We start from the raw sequence: 19,895 nt of genomic DNA, 5'->3' as shown, positions 1-19,895 counted from the left end.
ATCAATCTAATAAAGATTGTATGCTTTCGTCTACATAATGCTCATATTCATCAAAATTTTTATTTTTTATAGCTCCATCATCATAATATCTAACGATATTAAATGGAACTCCAAAATCACTTAATCTTCTAGCTATCGGATTAAGCGCATTATATTCGAGTTTCTGGAGCAATAATCCTAACCCCGGTACATTTTCCATATCCATATCTCTTAAAATTGACATTCTATACCTATAGAATATGTCAAATATACCCAAATATTTAACCAGGTGATACTTAAAAACATTATATACGTAATCAGCAACTTTACGTATGGCTCCATCTTTTGTCATCGGTGAATATTCTCTATTCGTATAATAATCCACCATGGACAGAAATCCACCTTGTAGATAAGATTGTAACAGTACCGTAATTAGAGAATATACTTGTTGCTCCCCAGTCTTAACAATTATCAAATTTTTTAATTTATCTTCTTTTACTATAGGTAAAACAATATCCATAATCAGTTGAAAACCGTTCCAGTTCAGATTGGCAGCATTACTTTTCGCTAATGATACCGGCACATTATTTATCATATTTAACTGGGATGTGCTTAGACTCATTATCTTAGAATATAATATTAGTTTATCTTTCGGCCCAACAATTCTGAAAGAATTGAAAACCGAGGTAGGAATACCCAGTAAATCTATTTGGTTCTGTATAGAATCTCTGTCTCTTTTATCAATCTCTGTCAAATACTGTTCCTTTGTAATTTGATAGTCAACATCCGTTTTATTAGAATTTATATCGTAATTCTTGTGTTCAATAATATCCTGATCACCTTTAGCAATATTTTCAAAGTTGTTATTCAAATCTATTACTCTCCCAAGATAATGTTGACCAAAGCGCCCTGCCCTACCTGCAATGTTTTTTGCATCGAATTGTTTTAATGTTTTAATTCCCTTTTTATTTGATGTTATAATAATATTTTTTGCTGTAGTATTAACCCCTTCTGTTATAGTGGTGGTTGAAAACAGGCAAATTAATGCACCTGCATTAAATAAACTTATTATTTCCTTTTGAATATATTTAGGAATTAAACTGTGATGAATTCCTATTCGTGCATTTAGAGCTTTATAAACAATCCAATCTTCACCAAAGGTGATTACTAAGTGGGACAAAAAAGAAGTATAAATATGAGAGGTCGATTCTGCACATCTTTTTTGAAATAACAATATTAGCTCTTGTTTTTCAAGTAATGCCTTTGCATAACTCTCCGTTTGAGATTTGCTACCGCAATAAATAATGGTGTTTTCTGACGGCTTGCTAACTGCTTCAATTATCCGGGCTATTTTCTCAGTCTTATTTATAGCTCCTATTGTAACAATAGAATCTCCGATAGTATATTGTCTTTGCCCTTTGATAGTTTGATAAGTTTTGTCAACTATTTCAAAATTATTAAATTTTAAAAAAGTAAAACCATTATCCATAGCAAAGTTCATAAAAGAAGCCAATTCATTATCCTTTTGCTCTGGTAAAGACATATAAGGACCCGCCAATAACATATCCTCTGACATGTGACATATAAACTCCAATGCTAATCTATAAGCAGTATCTCGTTCATTTTCACCAGTTGTTTCCTGATCAATAATATAGCTATTATCAATTTTATAAACTTCATCGATAAAAGAAAAATCAAATTTTAAATTTATGTTTTTATCCATAAAAGACAGATAGCGTTCTGGAGTAAATATAAAAATATTATTCTCATTGCAATTATACTCTTCCTCACTTAGCGAATGAATTTTGTAATTACTAAAAGCTGGTGACTGGCGGATTCTCGAATAGTTTTCAGACAATAAACTAATAGAAGGAAATATTAACAGTATGTTTTGATAATTCATCTTCTGGACAATTTCATAGACCAAAAAAGTCTTACCAAAAGAAGTTGGAGCCGTAAGCACAAATCGATTCTTAATATGTAAATTAAAGCTATATAAAACATACTTCTGATATCTATGTAGTTTGCCATCTCCCAAAACCAAACTTGCATCATGAAGTAAAGCTCCTAGGGAGAGCAGATTAATATTCTCATCTTCTATCTCCAAATTAGTATATTTTTCTTTTAACAAGTCGTAATACTGGGGAATACCTGATTCATTTGCTAAAAAAATAAGAAAATTCAAATCACTTTGGCTTAATTTCTGATCCTTTATATAATCAAAATAACCGCAGACCTGTTTTACAAATTTCGCCGCATCTTTTGTCTTTTTATATTGATAGTATGATTTAATTATATCAGAGGTTCTTGTGATTCTATCCATTCTATGACACTCTCCTTAATCTTCTTCACTTCTGACAAAGGAAGAAAAATAAAAAAAAGACGATATTCAAAGCTGGCAGGTATTAATATTTTTAACCGCGAAAATTCAGCAGCAATATGATCTATACATTTTTTAACGCTTTCATGATATTTGTCTGTTGCATTTTTCTCATACGCAATAAAAATGGGATATGTAATTCTGATTTTATGTTTTTTCATTTCTTGAGCTAAATTGATGTTGGGGTCTTCCTGCCAGTCATCAAGGATTACGTTTAATCGGATATTTTGGGTCGTGAACCGATTTTGTAAATCTATAATAGCAAGCAAGTTCCTATTTACATATTCGTCAGATAACGATATTTGTAATTTTTTAAGTACATCCGATAAAGGTTTTCTAAAATTGATATAAAACTTTGCTTCTCCAAGCCATAAATCTAATTTACCATCTTTATCTATTAAATGGAATGCATCAAACCCCTTTACTTCACTATTTTCTATAGGGGAATAAAGATACCCTCTGGCAAGTAAAACATTTGTTTTTAGAAAGCATCTTAAAATTAGATCTAATAATACCTCCCCATAAAATCCATATTTTAATTTCGTCGTGGTCGTATCATCGGAATTGTACCGAATACGTCGTTTGAGTACTTTAAGTTGTTCTTTTTCTAAATCATCATAATTGATTTCATACTCATTTACGGCAAATTCCACTATACCATTATATATTATCTTGGCAATATCTTGAGGATTATCATTATTAAAACAAATATCATTATGGGTGGAAAGACACGACCTACCAACTCCACTCTCAATGTGTGGCAGTGTGCATTCGATACAAATAGCATTTTTAACAGCATCCTTTAGTGCGTCCCTCATACCATTTTCACCTCATATTACTTACTCCCAGAATTAAACTCCACAAGCTTTTCCCAATCTATACTTCCGTCTTCATTACAAAACTCATTTGTAAATTCTTTTACCAGACGGTTTGCAGCCTTCTGATAAGATTCATCAAAGTTGGCAACATACTTTTCGGGTAAATCAGCCATATAGCGAATAAGTTTTATGTAGAAATCCTCATCTCCAGTTAGTTCTGTCCAAAAGTCTTTACCAGCAAGTTCCTCATAAAATTTAGGCAAACCTCTTTTAGAAGCTTTTTTCTTTCCATAACCATATCCTATAATCGGGACAAATCTCTTCTTAGCCTGCTGAGCTAATTTGCTGGCTGCCATAAAATTCTGTTCCTGTTTTTTGCGACTGTCTGCATTAAAAACGCTCGTTCCTGATTTAACTGCAATAGCGTAAATGGTATTTTCTCGTTCCACCATAATGTCTACACCCTCTGCCAATGCTTTTTGCCCTTGCACAGCTGCCGTTGCAATAGGTTCAAAAAACACATTACCAAAGATGGTTTCTTCTGAAGAAGAAACAAACGCTGCCAGAATAGCATCTACTATCTGAGCAGCACCATTCATTGCCTTGGCCCTGAATAAATATGGATTTTTACGTTTTATCACCGTCTTGATATTTAATTTATCCACCTTGTTAATTAATGCAGTATAGAATTCATCCAATGCAGTTGCAATTGCCTGAACAACAGCCTCTTCATTATAAGTATCATTAATAGGCATGATTTCCCCCCATTTCCATAGCATTTTTAATTCTATTATGAATATCAGTTCCACGTATTCTTTTTGTTTTAATCACAGCATTACCATCCGCTACAGAAATAATTGCCTTGCCTAATGCCTTAGCCAGGCCAACAGGGACAGCATTTCCTATCTGCCTATATTTTGCAACCATTGTCCCCGTAATTTGCCAATCATCTGGAAATTGCTGAATCCGCGCATATTCTCTAACACTCAATGGCCGATTTTGTGTTGGATGGCATAACATAGATGCCTTCTGAACAGGAGAAGTAACGAGAGTCGGTGACGGTTGATCATAAGACAATCGACGATAAAATCCAACTTTACCACCACCCGAATGATAAGCACCACCCATGGCCTCTTCAATTAAGTGATTAGGAAGATTTCTCCAATTGCCACCTTCAGGGACTAACTTCAAAAAATCCATTCTGTCTGTGCTAAAAGAAGCACACTCTCCCGGATCGTATTCCAAATCTGCAATTGCACTCCTTAAAGATCTCCAACGATAGTCCGGATCTTGATGCATTTGAAAATTTGTTGGGAATGGCAAAAAGATATCTTCGTTGTCTCTGCTTCCTATTAGCACAAATCTTTCTCTAAACTGTGGAACACCATAATTCACAGCATCCAAAACCCCATAAACAGTCTTATATCCGAGCTTGTCAAACTCCGATAAAACAACATCCAACACAGTTCCTTTACTTTCAGCCATTATATTTTTATCATCCCTTTGAGAAAGAGGAATATTTTTGAGAGGCGCGGACATCAATCCTTTTACATTTTCCATAATAAAAAATCGAGGCCTGATTGCGTCTATCATACGAATAAAGTCCATAAATAAGCTGCCACGTGGATCATTTATTCCAAGTCTTTTTCCTGCAGTAGAGAAAGGCTGACACGGTGGTCCACCACATATTAGAAATGGTTCTCCCGGTTTTAAACCAGCAATATCCAGCATTTGCTGTGGTTGTATTTCCCTGATATCTCCGCCTAAGACATTATGTCCATTCGCTTTCATAGTTGTCACACACGAATTTTCAAAGTCCTGACCTACTTTGACAGAAAGACCCGCTTTCGTTAAACCTATATCTAATCCCATGGCCCCTGAAAACAGCGAAATTACATCTCTGTTAGAGGGCGAATCTTTATATTTTAAAATCTGCATAAAACGTCCTCCTATTATATTTTGTCACCATTTTCAAGTATAAATCTGCGCTCAAATTTGCTTCCGACTACGCATGCAATCATTTCCAATTCGGAAATAGTAAAACTTTCTCGTTTCATTTTTGCATTAAAATTTTGCGGAGTAGTACCAACTCTCCGCGCTAACTCTGATACACTAATATTTGAACGAACACATAATACCTTAATTTGTTCTGATATTGTCATCTAAATACACCTTTACATTTGAAAAATTATATTATAAATTATAAAACTAAAAGTTTAAAATGTCAATCTATTACCCATAGTACAATAATTAAGGTTCTTTGTATTTATGCTCTACATAATTCCCGCTTATTTTACATTATTTTTAGTGCACCATAATATCAATACAATCTGTCATAATTAATAATTTTAATAGTTTTACAAGATTAAAAAAATAAATCATATTAAAATTGCCCCTAGGGCTTCAACCATAGGAGCAACTTTCTTTTATCTCACCAATCTTTTTTCTCAACTCCACTCTAACTTCCTATTATCAGGAACAAATATAAATAGCATTAAGTAAGGCTTTAAAATTTATCTCTACCTTTCCCCCACTCTGTACGTGAGGCTTTCAACCCACGCGGAGTTCGATAAGCTAACCTATTCTAAATAGTAGCATTACAAACCAGATTACGATAATATTAATTTATTAATATTTAAAATTGTTCCTTTATAATCATCCTATATATTGTTTCATGACATTTAATTAAAATATATTAATTTAAAATCTCCATTTGACTTAAATATATCTTTTCATCGTCATCTATATAAACTTTTAAACTTATATATTTATAAAGATAACCATCCGAATAATACTCATGATCAAAATAGTATTCTGTACCTAATTCCATTTCACCCCAGATGGTGAACTCTTTAAGATTTATAATATTACAAATAGCTTTTACATCACAAAAGTTGATTTCATCAATTCTTTCAATTGTTCCATTATTTCCCCACTTTCCCATTAAATTAGAACAAAAAAATTCAATTGTATCATAGCAAAGGTATCTTTCTACTGTATCGATTACTTTTGCTGATACATATTTTGCAAATTCAGAATCAGAAGAAAGTAGTATGCTATTCTTATTAAATAGATCTTTCATAGTCTCTAAATAGTCATTTATTTTTATAGTAAATTTATATTTACCATCTGCTGATAAATTATAAAAGTTATGCATGCCAAAACTTGTTTTGTTAAATTCATATAAATTTTCTATGTTTGCAATTTTTTTATATTTATTTTCTTTATTAAAAACATCTTCCCATTTTTTATTTATTTTTTCTATTTTCTGCAAATTAAAGCCAATGGTAAGTTTTTTATAGGCACTTAATATATAAAACAAATCGTATACTTCGTTAATATTAATATTATTGAAATCATATATATTACCACTATATACAGATAATAACATAGCTAAATCGTTAGCTATTTTTTCTTTAATTATTTCATTTGTAGATAATTCAATAATGTTAATTTTTGTCTTTATTAATTCCATTATATACGGGTTGTCTATATCGACCTTATTATTATAATAACCTGAAATTCCAATTTCATAAAATTCTGTTTCAAACTGACTTAATACATATTCATTTTCTGATATATAATTAACATCTAATTTATCAATATTAGAATAACCAATATCTAACAATAATCTTTTATAATTAGAATTCTCAACAATATTTGTTTGATCTTGGTTTTTGTAATTTAATAAATATATTATATTGTTTATAACCCACTCGTCTCTGATAAAATAAATTTTTTTCAAGTTATCAAAAACTGATTTTTCTTCTATATAATTCTTAAATTCATTAATAGACTCCAATATTGGCAATATATTAAACAACACATTTGCTATTAATGCGCGTACTTGTAGATGCTTTATTATTGTTTCATAATGAGTTAATGAATTTCTTAGCTCATTAAACTTTATTACGTTTTGATAGCAGAAATTATCTATTTTTATATTATTACAAACAATCACTCTTTTAAAAGCTTGCATGAAAGTTATTGTATGTATATCCTGTGATTGTTTACCATTAGTTTTAATTAAACTATTAAATTTACTATCATAATATCTTTCCAGATCTGAATAAAGTAAAGTTGGATCTTTCTCATATAATAAAGCCTTAAAAAGAACTTCAAATGAGTGATGAAAATCTAATATAATATCTTTAAGAATATATTCCACTTTTTCAGAATGAGAATCCAGTGAACATAACTTATTAAAAGCTTTTTTAAAAGAATCTAAACCATTATCAATTAAATTCATATTTGAAATTTGTATGTTATTAAAAACTCAAGTAACATACCTTCCTTTCCTATAGACTTATGATAGTCTAACAATAATTATTATAACAGATTTTTTATTTAATAATAAGCTTGTTTAATAAAAAAAATAATTTTTGTGTTTTGCTCCTATGATCTTCTGCCATAGGAGCGATACATAACACAGGAATTAGTATTTATTTCAAAAGACTTATACTACAATCTTGACGAGAGTACTTATAAATCCTATCCGACAACACATCCTCCTTTGGCACTTCACTTTTATTTATCTGACCAACTGTTTTCTGCAGTTCCTCATAATCTAAATTCCCATTATCAGGAACCAAAATAGTTTCATGCAGGCTGGACGGCAATATAACAATATCGGAATTCTGAGAATCAGCAAAATTCTTCAAACACCCGTCGTATAAAATGCACCCAGCGCCGTTAATCTGTTTTATATTCGAAAGGACATATAAGGCTGGCTTCTGCGAATCAAAATCAAGCAAATCATCTACCATCTCTCCCATTTCCAATTCCTCTAAATGTCCTTTCAATATATCACACATAATCTCTTTCATTGTTTTAATTTCCGACGGTAACAATATGGGGGTATTTTTCATTGCCAGACAATACAGTTCTTCTTTCTCCACTACCCAAGTCTCCATATGAGAGTTATGAATCAAAGCTGTCATTTGTCCTCCTTTATGCTCATCCAGAATCAGATAGAATACCACTGCAAGATCCAGAAATTCAATATATGGAACCTCCTTTAAAAGTTCCTGATTTTTTTCCCTCTGGATCAGCTTAAAAGCTACCTTGTCCCTTAGTTTATTAAAATTCAAAAATTCTCTCGTATCACCAAAAGATACGTCATTGCTCTCTTTATACGCAGATATAATATCTTCCAGAATTTCCTCCAGGGACATACCATGGGTATAATGCATATAATATGAATTTAAGTAAATTGTGGGAGCGATACTTTTACTTGCCTTACCGATAATCAGCCCATCCAGGACAATTCCGTTATTTTTCGTTATCTTCTGAATGCGGATTTCATAATTGCTCCCTAATCTTTCCTGTACTGCTGTTCTGATTTCCTCCAAAAACTGATTGTAATCCATTTGCTATTCCTCCATTGGTTAATTTTATACACATAAAAAGAAGCATCTGCTTGATGCTTCCTTCGCAAAATCAATTTATTCTTCTGCTGTTGCTATCGTCACTACATAAGCAAATTAATGAGACTCTCAGCCCATTCTTTGTTAAATAAGTATAAAGAGGCTATAGTCCAACTCTAATTCAAAATCCATTCAGCAAAAATTTATTACTGAAATCCTTATCTTTCATCGTAATGGTTCTTCTTTTTCATAACTTTAAAATATCTTTTTATCAAAACCGATTCTCCCTAATTACCTTTCTCTGCCTCTGTTGGAGAACAAAGTCACTGACTATGGAATAAAATTCCTGTTCCTCTTCCGTTTCTGCCTCAAGGATTAACTGTGTAGCCTCATTCAGATCTAATTTCAGGCATTCATTGTATAACATTTTCAAGGTCTCATTCGTTGGCATATCATAACCCCTTTCTTATAAGTAAATCCATTATATTGTAGAAACATGGCGGAATGCAACAAGTGCACAAACATTTAGCCAGTGCCTTTTTTTTAATGTATCCATTACTCCGAATTCTCTTTTTTATTCCACCTCACCGCTTTCCAATGTTTCCGGCAAACACTCATTCCGGATCTCGCTCATATCAATAGAAAGCTGGGTTTTCACCGTTTCATCCAAGGTTATTGCTTTTTGAAAATCTGACTTAATGGGTGCATATTTTAACAGCTGCTTAATCACCGTCTTTTTCGCCATCCCCTCATAATTACTTTTCCATGGACTGAAATCCGAGGTAAAAGCCTTGGAATAGCGAGTGGCATAAGCATCTACATAGCTTTTGCTCATAACTTCAAAGCGAAACCCACCGTTATCCAGCCGGAAAATTGCATAGAAAGCCCGGATCTCTCCCGGCTCATCAAAAGATGGCCGATGAGTCAACGACGGATGAAGTCCCAACTCATAAGAAAATTCATCATTTTCATAGACCACCTGTGCCTCAATACTCTGCATTCTATCATTGCGATATGCCAGATCAATCAGTCCTCGATACCCCAGCTGAAACTGACACTCCAATACCCCTTTGCTTTTATATGGAATTAAATATGCCTGTCCCAGAGGCGTATTTGGCTCCAGCCCTAGCTGAGCCGCATTCATCAAAGCTGCAATAAAGCTCATAGGAGTACATTCTCCCAGCTTAGGAGTATTGTTTATTGCAGACAATGCCATACGCGTAAATCGTTCTGGCGTAAGAATACTGGGAAGCGCCCGTTTAATTTCCGGTTCAAGGGCCTTAACCATATCAACAATTGTCATATTTTTTGTCAGCCTGACGAATTGACTTTGACCTCCGCCGCCTGCTGCCCTCTTTTCTAATTCCTGCTTTACATCTGACATTTTCTCATTCCTTTCATTTTAGTTTATTAAATCATTTAAAAAAGGACCATCCTGCATCCAGCAAGACGATCCCTCTCATCAACACTCAAAATATTAATTAGCATAATTACGTCTGGAATCAACGACTGAATATAGAATTCTGTTTGATTCCGCTCTTCCATCTTATAAAAACCCAAATCATTTGCCTGACTGTCCATCTTTATATTCTTATTTGATTACAGGTCATGAGATTTCCTAACTAAAAGATTTTTTAGGATATCCGAAAATATATCCTTTATGGGAGTAGTGCTCTCGTTATCCACATCAGCCTGAGCTTCCGCCAATATTTTCCACAATTCCAGTTCAGTTTTATTTTTTCATACTGGACATGGCTCATCAAAACGGTATCCTCTCGACCATTTACCGTAGTAAAAACTGGTTCTTGGGATTCCCGCGTTAAGGCTGATATCTCCAAATACTTATTTTGTAAATCAGATGAAGATCTGGTTGCTTCCACTGTGCGTCCTCCTCGTCATGATTTTATTACATTATTATAACGTGATAACGATACATGTACAATTTGCATTTATTCATTGAGCAAAACAAGCATCATGTTAAATGCTAAACTTGAGCCTCTACAACTTTAAACTTCAAGCAATTACGCAGCTCTGACCGTAAATCGCCTCGATTGGCTGCTCTTGGCAAAGTTCCGGTAAAGATCCGGTCGTTCCTCTTTTAACCGCTTACTGTCAATGCGTACCGTATCCACATTGCTCCAGGAAACTTTATAGTGCTCATTAAATGCCATTTCGTATTCGCCCATATAAAGCTTAAGCTGCTGTTCAATCTGATTCTGCTCCTGTGTCAATTTCTTTGCCAAAAGAATGATTTCTTCCCTTCTTTTTAACTGCTCATTTAAATGGGACGGAAGTGGAATCGTCTTTTTAAGAGCCGTTGGAAAATACCGGTTAATAACCTCATTTGAAATATCACTGCCATCTGGGAGGGGCATATTTCCTGGCAAAACATGCCCCTCCCAGAATTCTTTTTCTATGGCAATCAGATTTTGAATCAACTCCTCATCACGTTCAATCTTCTTATACTTAAATTCCCTTCCCAATATTACTACAGCCAGATACCAGGCCTTCGCCCCGGTCACCGCCATATAATGATGACATTGGATTTCATAATGGGCAGGAACAGAATCTCCGATCCATTTATCTGCATTATAGGGACTGGCAGTTTTGCATTCAAGCCCCATATTTTCCCCTGAAATAAGGCGGTCAACATTTGCCAGCATAAACGGATATTCTTCATTCTGATACATGGCATTAGACCGCCTTACTTTTAAGCCTGTCTCTTCCATAAAACGCCGGGCAACATATTCCTCCAAATCCCGCCCCTGTCTCATGGATTCATTATCATAATCTTCTACTTCTAATCTTGTTTTTTCATAGAAAACACTCATAGGGCTGACATAGGGATTAAGGCCGCAGATTGCACCTGCATCAGAGCCGCCAATTCCCTGTTTTCTGTATTTCAGCCAACCTTCATGAGATAAGCCGTTTGTTGAAATTAATTTTTTCATTATGACATCTTCCTTTCTTCGGGCGTTAATTATCATGCAACAAAGCTTCCCTTACCCAATTTGCCCAAAATTATAGAGAGTACATGAACTGTACTCCCTAATCCATATCATATCTTAACTTTTCGAATATTGTTCTACCGCATTCAAAAATGATTCCGCTGCATCTATTTGCTCCTGAGCTTCTTATCTTGATGCGATATAAAACTCATCATAATCACTGGCATGGCGAATTTCCTGTGATCTGCTGATCTATCTTCCAAGCACCCTGGGGAATTTTTCTGTTTTTACATATTCCTTATTAAAATATGCGATTGTATCTTTATGTCTTTTAAAAGCCAGTTTGTTTTATTATGCAACATACAGTTCAATCCCTTCTTTTTTTATATTTTGATAAAAGGGATCTGCCTGTAACCAATACTGAAAATGGCTGATATTTTTTACGATTGGCATAATCAGCATATCATGATCCAAATTAAAGTCAAATGTGATATCCGAGAGCATACGGCCTTTCTCCTTTATGACACTCTCATCGGCATTCACCAGAATCATAATATCGATGTCCGAACTTGCATGAAAATCACCACGGGCATAGGAGCCATACAAAATAACTGATTTTAACTCTCTTCCATATATTCTCTGTACCTCTTTTACATACTGTAAAAGTAAGTTCTGCATCTGATCAGGCATAACACCACATTCTCTCTTAGATAATATGAAATCATTGAAGCATACAAAACATTTCTCTTCCTATTATACCCTGACAGTTAACTGCTTACAACTCTTTTAGAGGATATATCATACAAAATAAAAGCTAATAAAATGTGTTTCTCTACATTCATGCCGCACCCCCAATCCCAAAAGGCTCAATCCCTTCTTCCCGAAAGCTTACATATCTGCCCTCTGAGCCAATCACAATATGGTCAAGCAATTCGATTCCCAGCAATACCCCAGCTTCCTTGATCCGACCTGTGATATGAGAATCTTCCCGACTTGGCTTCGGCTCTCCGGAAGGGTGGAAATGTTCATGTTCTATTGCGACAAGTTCAGTTAATTTATTAACATTACTGTTTCCAAATTGGATCACCCCCTTTTTTGACACAAAAAAACAGACTACTATATTAGCTAGTCTGTCTTTTATTATTTCATTTAAATTGATATATCATTAACTCTACATACTGACAGGTATTACTCTACAGATTATACTGTTCGTTACTTTATAGGTATCTGGAGTTCAGTTATATACTCATCTGGATTATCTGTAGCCCATTCACCTTTATGGTAGATTTCTCTGACTGCGCCATCAGCAACATAGTTATTGTTCTTCAGCCATTCAAAGAGGGTATCAATTGTTTTACCAATAGTTGAAAATGGACCGTTGTGAACAATACACGCCATTTTTTCTACTCTCGGAAGTTCATAAACATGTACTTCTTTATTGCCCTCAAAGGATTTTGTAATTGGTTCAGCTACCTCAACATCAAGGTTTTTTTCATCATACATGACATTCAATTGCCGTAAATCCCACCAGCCTGAGTTGTAAAGCATAAGGCATGGAATTGTTCGCTTTACCCCTTTTTTATCAATGTACTCATTTACACTCGTCCACATTTTTTCTAAGTTTTCATTGAATTCCTCTTTGTCAAAAACCTTGCGTATTGATGCAACAAGAATTGGTTCAACCTTTTTTATACTTACTTCATTCATCTGTGAAATGCCTCCATTCTTTATTAAAAATATATTGGTATGGAGACGTTCAAGTCTGTTGTATTCATTGGACAAAGTGGTCTCAAGAAAAACTGCTTTACTCTCGAGCATTTCAATTAGCATCGGAACAGAAACATCACCATTCATTATATTATCAATTTCTTCCAATACGAACCCAGCGTCCTTTAATGCTAATATTTTATTAACAGTCATCATCTGCGAAGCATCATAATAACGATAACCAGTGAGTTTATCAACTGTCATTGGTACAAGAATTTTAAGTTTTTCATAATGGTAAAGAGTGTCAACCGATAAGCCGCAAAGCTTTGAAAACTCACCAATTTTGAACATAATATCATCTCCTAACAGACTTTACAGGTGTGCACCCCTGCCGTCAATAAATAGCTTACTCCCTTGGGTGACCCAAGAGTCAATAGATATTTTCAATTTTTTGTAGATTATATAAATTATCTGCGTTACAAATTTCAATCTGAGTTATTCGAAGAAGGTAAGTATACTTCCATCAATTTTAGTAATCGAACAAGTTTTTCCACCCCAAGATAATCTCCCTATTTCAATCGTATATCATTCAATGACTCTTAGACCAAATATTCTTCATAAGAACCATACCTGCCAGCATGTGTTGCTGATATTCCATATGCTTCCCTTAAGAAATTTGGACCATTCATTGCTGCCATCTCCTGAAGACAGGTAATCCTTAATGTTTGTGGCCCAAATCCGCTAAATAACTGTACAGATTTCGTAATAAATGTTTTCGTTACTGGCTTATCAGGAATGTAATCACCTCTATTTCTTCTAATAAATAAGTGACTATTTGTTTCCTGGTTTGGAAAATCCACTCTTTGCAAAAGGTACTCTTTAAGTAAAACTATTTCAATTGGCATAAGATAAATATCTGGAATTGCTTTCATATGGATGATATTTCTCTCCACATCAATCGAGCTCAATTTTATTTTTGCTATTCTCATTGGCTCTACTGCATTAAGAAAACACAATGATGTCAGAAGTGCTTCATAAGGAATCTGCTTTTAATCGTTTATACCCAAAGCTCAGAAAGAACCGTGTTTAAACAAGATACTTCCTATCTATATAACTATTATTTTCTACTACTTTTGCAAGATATTTTCTTTCTCGCAATAACTCCATAAAATATGATTATTTAATTCTCATCCCTGTAGTTCTTAACACTTTCCAGTACAGCTTCCATGTTTCCTTTAAAATTCTCATATACATGGACAATCTCATTTCTGTCAGCAAAAGCGGCAACTTCATCAATTAATTTTCTAGAATGGCGCCTCCTGACGCATCTGTTTCACAATCATCTCTTGAGGATTATCTCCATAGCGTGTAATCATCTTTTTTGTATAATCAATTAACATTTCAGGGCAATAATCCGTTACAGCAAATTTCTGTCCCGTCACAATGGAAATATTAATATATTGAAATTCAGACAGTTTCATACGTACTACATCACTGTCAATATGTAATTGATCAAAATAATCTTTTGTAAAGGAGTATAGGCGAAAGGTAAGTCCGGGTATCATAGAGAAAATACCTATGTCTATGTCAGATTCATCTGTATAGCGTTCCGTAAGAAAGCTGCCAAATATCAGGACATTATACCGATCTGTCTGTGGATACTTTTGTCTTATAGCAGCTGCAAAATCTTCTACTACTTTCAATCTTTCTGAAACAGACATTTACATATTTCTCCCTTCACAGATTTTCACTTACTTTTATTATATCCAAGCAATGCACATACTTCAATTCTAAAACAGAATCATTTCATAGAAAAACATAGTCTTTCATTTCCATTAGTAACATTTCCGTATTGATAAGCCCTTCATACCAGCATACAATTCGTGGGACATCAGATAAGTACGTATCCTTAATTTCATCCATATCGATATATTCTTTTAATTGCCTTTCATATAGATCCATCTCCTTTATCGTAAATGATTTTTGCAAAATAGGATAATCTCTACACATTTTTAAATTGGGCCAATCCTGATTTTTAATATCCATAACGTATTTCATGCAACATCATTTGGAATTATTGATTGAATATACCCATGTTCTCGAAAGCTATAAAATCCATATTCTCCAATAATAATATGATCAATTAATGGAATTCCCAAAATCCCTCCCGCCTTCTCCAGTCGGCGCGTTATTTGCTTATCCTGGACACTTGGTTCCGGTGTACCAGAAGGGTGGTTGTGAAAACAGGTGATAAATGCTGCATTACTAAGAACTGCATGTTTGAATATATCACGGCCATCAACGTAACAGGTATTTAAAGCTCCCACTGCCACAATCTCCACAGCTATAGGTTCCAGCTTAATATTAAGTGACATAACAAGGACTATTTCCCTATCTGCCATTTCAAGCAAAGGCATTACCGTTTCTACAGCTTCTTTAGGCTCCGAAAAACGTTTCATTCCATACAACGATCGGCTCTCTCTTACCATCTGAAGGCGGATGATACCTACCTTCTTTTTTAAAACCGGACGCTTCATTACTTCTCTTAGTACTTCATCCTGACTTTTTTTATCCATGTAATTTCCCTCCTTAATTTTCAACTATATGGTTTCAATATTTCCTTCGCTATATATAACCAGATTCTATTACCTCCTTCGCAATACTACATACTCATTGTTTATAGTCTCTAGCCTATATCCATAACGAAGACGTTTCAAAGTTGCAATACCGCTTCCTGCTGCCGCTGTAAGTACTGCAGTAGTGGCTGCGGGTGTCCCCATAAAAACTGCAGCGGGTGATCCAGCCAACATTGTAAGTGCTGTTGATATCCCACATGTAGCAGGTACTGCAAGTATTGCTGTTATTGCAACTGCCAGACAGGTAAGGCATAAGCACCAGATCAGCCGATCCATATACCAGATCCTTTTAATTCTTGGTGCTAACTTTCCTTTCACTTTTATGTTATCTTCCTGGTTATCAATTGCCTTACCTAAATCCTGTTCATTTTCTACAACCATTCCTTTCCTCCTTATATAAAAAACAGGAGCTCTCTGTAACAGATCACTGTCACAGATGCTCCCACTGCTCCTATAACTAAGCACTCCTCACCAAATCATACGCCCTGTCAATCATGGCATTTCCATCAATTGTACGTGCAAACAGACTTTCCTTGTAATTTGCACTTTCCCTCAAAGGTTTAGAGTGAGTGGCAAAATCAGATACAGCATTAATAAAACGATATCCATTCTTACCTATATGACTTAAATCCGGTGCGTCAAAATATCTCTGCTTTAGATCATCCTTTAGCCGTAACAGATTCTTTTTTTGCTGTTCCGTAGGATTGTCAAACAATGGGAATAGGGAATCAATATATTCATAGACCTGGCGCTCCGAAAGCTTTACCTTCTGCAGATGATCAATTGTCTTGCCCAGCTCTCCCATATATTTATCTGCATAGAGTAATGTATACCGGGCCTCCTCCAACTTGCCACCAATGTCACCCGTATGGTTTGTAGACCAGAAACGCTTTGCCGTAGATAAAGCAAGATTTAACGTATTATTGCAGACAACACGGATTGGTGTCATTGCAGCTTTTATGGAGCCAGACCCGTCATGACTGTTCATTAAAACAAGATATGGTATAATCTCATCGCCAGAAATGATATATCGGTGTGGCAGTTTTGCCAGCATCCAGGTGCGCCGTCCCTCCTGCAGACTTCCAGCTGTTTCATATGTGACCCCTTCGCCTAATAATTCATCTGTGAAAGCAAATGCATCACGGTTCTGAACCACCTTATAACGGTTTGTCACTACGCCAAGAATCTTATTATCAAAATCTCGAATATTGGCCCGGAATCCCGGAATAGGATACCCTTCTACCGTTTGAATTGGTTTCTGAATGACGCTCCAGTCTAGCCCTGCTAATATCAGAGCATCCGCTGACGTCGGCGCTTCCTGTACCATTGTTCCAAGTCCGTGCCAGGGCTTCTCCCTTGTGTAAAACATGTTTTCTACTTCTGCTGCCATTATCCATTCCTCCTTATGATAAATTAATTATTTCCTGTTCCCTATGGCTTAGGAACGTAAAAATCCCCCAGGCTTTTTGTGCCTGAGGGGTCTTTCCTACTGGTCATTCATCTTGAATCAGACTGTCAATAATTGATACAATAACCTTTAGGATTGCTGAGAGAATTTCTTTGTACATGAAGTTTACCTCCTGAAATATGCAATTCTCATGGTTATAATATCTAATTGAAAAATGTTTATTTTAATCTCTTATTGAATCTCATAGACACCATCAATGGAATGGCGGAAATTATTATTACCATTTTTTATCTCCACATAAGGCTTGTTATAGTCCATTCCAGATTCCCAAACAACATGAATATCCCCAACAAAATCCTTGCTATCTGCTTCATGCACTTCACCTAAATATTCAAAACCACCATTATCTTTTAATTGCATACTTACTGGCAATGCGTAATAAATCACTGTTGAATGATCATCTGTGACGCTATTCGAAAATTCAATAATCGGATCACCTTCACTCACATATGCACTCATAAAACAGTCTGCATCATATGAATACCATGCAGATCGATTGGTTTCATCAAATGCAGCAAAATTATATGCATCTGTGTATGTACCATTAGGAACATATTCTTTGGTCTCTGGTTCTGTCTGAGTAATGGTTTCTGGAACCTTTACCTGCTCGCTATTATTGTTAGCTGCATTTACATAGGAATCTACCATGGCTTCTTCCACCCCACTGAAAATCTGATCGTAGAGCCCTTCAAATCCTCCCTCATTGCTGTTGTAAGACTTCTGAGTCTGAAATCCCTTTTGTGCATATACATATTCGAATATGCCAAGTATTTCATTTTGAGCTTGAGAAAAGTTTATTACCTTCCCATTGATATCCATATATACCGGTACAAATGTCTTATCATTTACATTAATACCAAATTGGATACATACAGGCAGATTATTATTTATACTTGTACCATTAAACTCAACAACCGGATTTTTATTATCATCCTCTCCAATATATTCCCACTTTGTATTCTTAAAGATCATTTCAAATGATTCATCATATGTTACTTTATCATAAGCATCTATAGATCCAGTCTTAATCATATTTACATATTCTTTCCCTTCATTAGTAAGATTTCCATTTAAATATAAGCCAAGAAATATAGTGGCTATCGCGCTAAATATAATTCCTAACCTTTGTTTTGCTTTCTTTTTTCCTTCTGCTGTATTAAAATCAACTCTAAATATTTTTCCGATGAAGTCTGAGACTTTGCCAAAAAAATCATCCATCTTTTTATCTGCTTCCTCCAGATTTATATCCATAATTTTCTGTTCCAATTTAGAAACGTTTTTACCATGCTCCGATTGCCCACCCGGCTGCTCCTCTCTTGCTGATCCTGTACTCTCCGTTTTTTCTGCTTTCTCACCATTGTTTGTTACATCCCTTTTTCCTTCGTTCATCTTCTTCTCCTTTATATTGTAATTTTTAGATGACTTTTTCTCCTTATCATCAAAGCTATAATATATAATTGTATTTTTGTACTTTTTATAAAACGGGTAGTATATAATTCCTCTTTAAATTACATATAAGATACGTATTTCATAATTAATAAATATAATTTAGTAAATTAACCTTTAGTTTGGGAACATAAAGACACCTTGGTATCTAAGCTTGAGGTGTCTATATTACGAACTGTTTATTTTATGATTTAGTATTACTTATAGTCAACTTTTATCTTTTAAATTTATTCTTTTTATATTTTTCCATAAGTTTCAAAATGATTTCAGTACTCGTTATTGAAGTCATTGTATACCTTGAAAAATCTACAGAAATTGCACTCCCAGCTAATCCAGCTATAAATAAAGGCCAAAAAAGTAATCCTCCAAATAAAGCAACCTTTGACAATGTTTGTATTTTTGAATCTTTACTAAATTTTTCATATGCCTTTTGTGCATATGTACCTCTTACTCTTATATCCGCATATCTTTCCTTTACTGCATCCTTTAAATCTTTTTCATTATAAACAATTTTTGATTCATTAATCCACTGCATAATACCTTTTCTCCTTTGTTGTATTTCTATTTATTATACCTCACATAATTCTTATGGGCAATATTTATTCTTTTGGAATATCGTCTTTTTGTTTTCCTCTTTGTACAATAAAATTAAATTTTATGGAGGTGGCTCTTGAAAGAACTTGATTATTGTGAAATAGGTAAAAAAATCAGAAAATGCAGGGAAGAATTAGGACTTTCTCAAGAAGCTGCTGCAGAACGTTGCGGAATTTCTCCCTCGTTTTATAGTAATATAGAACGAGGAATTAAAATTATGTCTTTAGAGACCTTTTCTTCTATTTGCAACGCGTTTTCTACTAGCGCTGACTATCTCTTAAGCGATAGTACCTTAAACTCTGATGAGGTACTACTTAATATTTTATATGAAGCCAAAAAAAGTGGTTCTACTCAATATGAAAAATATATAAAAACGATCAAGGCTCTTGCTCTTGTTGCTGATCGTCTTTGATAGTCACATGTTAAAAATCATCCTTTATTCACGAAAGGGACTGTCTAAAATCAATGCTTATACACTTCGACATTGATTTTATGACAGTCCCTTTAAAATACGGGATTTGACCTTCATATTATACTTTCCTAATACTATGAG

The 19,895-nt window shown here is 34.4% G+C and carries 22 protein-coding genes and 1 pseudogene; 1 reads left to right on the top strand and 22 read right to left on the bottom strand.

What is annotated here, in order from left to right; translation table 11 throughout:
* Position 1: 1 nt before the first annotated feature.
* The 22 genes and pseudogenes from ACOAOT_RS22340 to ACOAOT_RS22235 all read right to left on the bottom strand — a co-directional run bounded on the left by ACOAOT_RS22340 (position 2) and on the right by ACOAOT_RS22235 (position 19,283).
* The gene (locus tag ACOAOT_RS22340) at positions 2-2,302 is read right to left on the bottom strand and encodes a helicase-related protein (RefSeq protein ID WP_420218956.1); all 2,301 of its coding nucleotides are present in this window, start codon (positions 2,300-2,302) and stop codon (positions 2-4) included.
* Entirely contained in the window at positions 2,272-3,177 is a 906-nt protein-coding gene (locus ACOAOT_RS22335; protein WP_420218955.1) for a HamA C-terminal domain-containing protein, read from the bottom strand. The genes ACOAOT_RS22340 and ACOAOT_RS22335 overlap by 31 nt, the downstream gene beginning before the upstream one ends.
* 17 nt (positions 3,178-3,194) lie before the next feature.
* Positions 3,195-3,932: a PmeII family type II restriction endonuclease gene (locus ACOAOT_RS22330; RefSeq protein WP_420218954.1), complete on the bottom strand. Its 738-nt coding sequence runs from the start codon at positions 3,930-3,932 to the stop codon at positions 3,195-3,197.
* Positions 3,922-5,115 carry a DNA cytosine methyltransferase gene (locus tag ACOAOT_RS22325; protein WP_420218953.1) on the bottom strand — a complete coding sequence of 398 codons (1,194 nt, stop codon included), beginning with the start codon at positions 5,113-5,115 and terminating at the stop codon, positions 3,922-3,924. The genes ACOAOT_RS22330 and ACOAOT_RS22325 overlap by 11 nt, the downstream gene beginning before the upstream one ends.
* Positions 5,116-5,129: 14 nt before the next feature.
* Complete coding sequence (locus ACOAOT_RS22320; protein ID WP_420218952.1) at positions 5,130-5,339, bottom strand: helix-turn-helix domain-containing protein; 210 nt, start codon at positions 5,337-5,339, stop codon at positions 5,130-5,132.
* A gap of 533 nt (positions 5,340-5,872) precedes the next feature.
* The gene (locus tag ACOAOT_RS22315) at positions 5,873-7,426 is read right to left on the bottom strand and encodes a hypothetical protein (protein ID WP_420218951.1); all 1,554 of its coding nucleotides are present in this window, start codon (positions 7,424-7,426) and stop codon (positions 5,873-5,875) included.
* 193 nt (positions 7,427-7,619) lie between these two features.
* On the bottom strand, positions 7,620-8,546 hold the full coding sequence (locus ACOAOT_RS22310) for a DUF5688 family protein (protein ID WP_420218950.1): 927 nt from the start codon (positions 8,544-8,546) through the stop codon (positions 7,620-7,622).
* 268 nt (positions 8,547-8,814) lie between these two features.
* Positions 8,815-8,994 carry a hypothetical protein gene (locus tag ACOAOT_RS22305; RefSeq protein ID WP_420218949.1) on the bottom strand — a complete coding sequence of 60 codons (180 nt, stop codon included), beginning with the start codon at positions 8,992-8,994 and terminating at the stop codon, positions 8,815-8,817.
* 123 nt (positions 8,995-9,117) lie between these two features.
* The gene (locus ACOAOT_RS22300) at positions 9,118-9,927 is read right to left on the bottom strand and encodes a recombinase RecT (RefSeq protein ID WP_420218948.1); all 810 of its coding nucleotides are present in this window, start codon (positions 9,925-9,927) and stop codon (positions 9,118-9,120) included.
* Between the two features lie 274 nt (positions 9,928-10,201).
* Positions 10,202-10,423, bottom strand: a complete 222-nt coding sequence (locus ACOAOT_RS22295; RefSeq protein WP_420218947.1) for a hypothetical protein — start codon at positions 10,421-10,423, stop codon at positions 10,202-10,204.
* 141 nt (positions 10,424-10,564) lie between these two features.
* Entirely contained in the window at positions 10,565-11,494 is a 930-nt protein-coding gene (locus ACOAOT_RS22290) for a YqaJ viral recombinase family nuclease (protein ID WP_420218946.1), read from the bottom strand.
* Positions 11,495-11,842: 348 nt separating this feature from the next.
* Entirely contained in the window at positions 11,843-12,181 is a 339-nt protein-coding gene (locus ACOAOT_RS22285) for a nucleotidyltransferase domain-containing protein (RefSeq protein WP_054741259.1), read from the bottom strand.
* A 148-nt stretch (positions 12,182-12,329) separates the two neighbouring features.
* Positions 12,330-12,515: pseudogene (locus ACOAOT_RS22280) on the bottom strand (JAB domain-containing protein); the annotation flags it as partial.
* Positions 12,516-12,703: 188 nt separating this feature from the next.
* Positions 12,704-13,549, bottom strand: coding sequence for a MerR family transcriptional regulator (locus ACOAOT_RS22275; protein WP_420218945.1), 846 nt, complete (start codon positions 13,547-13,549; stop codon positions 12,704-12,706).
* Between the two features lie 248 nt (positions 13,550-13,797).
* Entirely contained in the window at positions 13,798-14,187 is a 390-nt protein-coding gene (locus ACOAOT_RS22270) for a hypothetical protein (RefSeq protein ID WP_420218944.1), read from the bottom strand.
* 315 nt (positions 14,188-14,502) lie between these two features.
* Positions 14,503-14,919 (bottom strand): nucleotidyltransferase family protein, encoded by a 417-nt coding sequence (locus tag ACOAOT_RS22265; RefSeq protein WP_420218943.1) that lies wholly within the window; start codon positions 14,917-14,919, stop codon positions 14,503-14,505.
* An 85-nt stretch (positions 14,920-15,004) separates the two neighbouring features.
* Complete coding sequence (locus tag ACOAOT_RS22260; RefSeq protein ID WP_420218942.1) at positions 15,005-15,256, bottom strand: hypothetical protein; 252 nt, start codon at positions 15,254-15,256, stop codon at positions 15,005-15,007.
* On the bottom strand, positions 15,253-15,774 hold the full coding sequence (locus ACOAOT_RS22255; protein ID WP_420218940.1) for a JAB domain-containing protein: 522 nt from the start codon (positions 15,772-15,774) through the stop codon (positions 15,253-15,255). The genes ACOAOT_RS22260 and ACOAOT_RS22255 overlap by 4 nt, the downstream gene beginning before the upstream one ends.
* A gap of 69 nt (positions 15,775-15,843) precedes the next feature.
* Positions 15,844-16,215 carry a hypothetical protein gene (locus ACOAOT_RS22250; protein WP_420218939.1) on the bottom strand — a complete coding sequence of 124 codons (372 nt, stop codon included), beginning with the start codon at positions 16,213-16,215 and terminating at the stop codon, positions 15,844-15,846.
* A gap of 76 nt (positions 16,216-16,291) precedes the next feature.
* Entirely contained in the window at positions 16,292-17,224 is a 933-nt protein-coding gene (locus tag ACOAOT_RS22245; protein WP_420218938.1) for a DUF932 domain-containing protein, read from the bottom strand.
* A 249-nt stretch (positions 17,225-17,473) separates the two neighbouring features.
* Positions 17,474-18,691 carry a hypothetical protein gene (locus ACOAOT_RS22240; RefSeq protein WP_420218937.1) on the bottom strand — a complete coding sequence of 406 codons (1,218 nt, stop codon included), beginning with the start codon at positions 18,689-18,691 and terminating at the stop codon, positions 17,474-17,476.
* Positions 18,692-18,962: 271 nt separating this feature from the next.
* On the bottom strand, positions 18,963-19,283 hold the full coding sequence (locus ACOAOT_RS22235; protein WP_420218936.1) for a hypothetical protein: 321 nt from the start codon (positions 19,281-19,283) through the stop codon (positions 18,963-18,965).
* Positions 19,284-19,418: 135 nt separating this feature from the next.
* Here ACOAOT_RS22235 and ACOAOT_RS22230 point away from each other — a divergent pair, with 135 nt between their 5' ends.
* Complete coding sequence (locus ACOAOT_RS22230) at positions 19,419-19,754, top strand: helix-turn-helix domain-containing protein (protein WP_420218935.1); 336 nt, start codon at positions 19,419-19,421, stop codon at positions 19,752-19,754.
* Positions 19,755-19,895 lie beyond the last annotated feature (141 nt).

It is taken from the genome of Lacrimispora struthionigena, assembly GCF_048627165.1.
Classification (GTDB): domain Bacteria; phylum Bacillota; class Clostridia; order Lachnospirales; family Lachnospiraceae; genus Lacrimispora.
Note: the sequence above shows the minus strand (reverse complement) of the source record. Positions and strands in the feature narration are given on the sequence as shown.

Bases quoted from the DNA above. Each gene is read 5' to 3' on its own strand.
- ACOAOT_RS22275 (WP_420218945.1), bottom strand. From the start codon at position 13,549: ATGTTCAAAATTGGTGAGTTTTCAAAGCTTTGCGGCTTATCGGTTGAC.
- ACOAOT_RS22285 (WP_054741259.1), bottom strand. From the start codon at position 12,181: ATGCCTGATCAGATGCAGAACTTACTTTTACAGTATGTAAAAGAGGTA.
- ACOAOT_RS22340 (WP_420218956.1), bottom strand. From the start codon at position 2,302: ATGGATAGAATCACAAGAACCTCTGATATAATTAAATCATACTATCAA.
- ACOAOT_RS22300 (WP_420218948.1), bottom strand. From the start codon at position 9,927: ATGTCAGATGTAAAGCAGGAATTAGAAAAGAGGGCAGCAGGCGGCGGA.
- ACOAOT_RS22320 (WP_420218952.1), bottom strand. From the start codon at position 5,339: ATGACAATATCAGAACAAATTAAGGTATTATGTGTTCGTTCAAATATT.
- ACOAOT_RS22250 (WP_420218939.1), bottom strand. From the start codon at position 16,215: ATGGTTGTAGAAAATGAACAGGATTTAGGTAAGGCAATTGATAACCAG.
- ACOAOT_RS22330 (WP_420218954.1), bottom strand. From the start codon at position 3,932: ATGCCTATTAATGATACTTATAATGAAGAGGCTGTTGTTCAGGCAATT.
- ACOAOT_RS22260 (WP_420218942.1), bottom strand. From the start codon at position 15,256: ATGAAATACGTTATGGATATTAAAAATCAGGATTGGCCCAATTTAAAA.
- ACOAOT_RS22255 (WP_420218940.1), bottom strand. From the start codon at position 15,774: ATGGATAAAAAAAGTCAGGATGAAGTACTAAGAGAAGTAATGAAGCGT.
- ACOAOT_RS22325 (WP_420218953.1), bottom strand. From the start codon at position 5,115: ATGCAGATTTTAAAATATAAAGATTCGCCCTCTAACAGAGATGTAATT.
- ACOAOT_RS22290 (WP_420218946.1), bottom strand. From the start codon at position 11,494: ATGAAAAAATTAATTTCAACAAACGGCTTATCTCATGAAGGTTGGCTG.
- ACOAOT_RS22235 (WP_420218936.1), bottom strand. From the start codon at position 19,283: ATGCAGTGGATTAATGAATCAAAAATTGTTTATAATGAAAAAGATTTA.
- ACOAOT_RS22315 (WP_420218951.1), bottom strand. From the start codon at position 7,426: ATGAATTTAATTGATAATGGTTTAGATTCTTTTAAAAAAGCTTTTAAT.
- ACOAOT_RS22305 (WP_420218949.1), bottom strand. From the start codon at position 8,994: ATGCCAACGAATGAGACCTTGAAAATGTTATACAATGAATGCCTGAAA.
- ACOAOT_RS22240 (WP_420218937.1), bottom strand. From the start codon at position 18,691: ATGAACGAAGGAAAAAGGGATGTAACAAACAATGGTGAGAAAGCAGAA.
- ACOAOT_RS22270 (WP_420218944.1), bottom strand. From the start codon at position 14,187: ATGAGAATAGCAAAAATAAAATTGAGCTCGATTGATGTGGAGAGAAAT.
- ACOAOT_RS22265 (WP_420218943.1), bottom strand. From the start codon at position 14,919: ATGTCTGTTTCAGAAAGATTGAAAGTAGTAGAAGATTTTGCAGCTGCT.
- ACOAOT_RS22335 (WP_420218955.1), bottom strand. From the start codon at position 3,177: ATGAGGGACGCACTAAAGGATGCTGTTAAAAATGCTATTTGTATCGAA.
- ACOAOT_RS22245 (WP_420218938.1), bottom strand. From the start codon at position 17,224: ATGGCAGCAGAAGTAGAAAACATGTTTTACACAAGGGAGAAGCCCTGG.
- ACOAOT_RS22310 (WP_420218950.1), bottom strand. From the start codon at position 8,546: ATGGATTACAATCAGTTTTTGGAGGAAATCAGAACAGCAGTACAGGAA.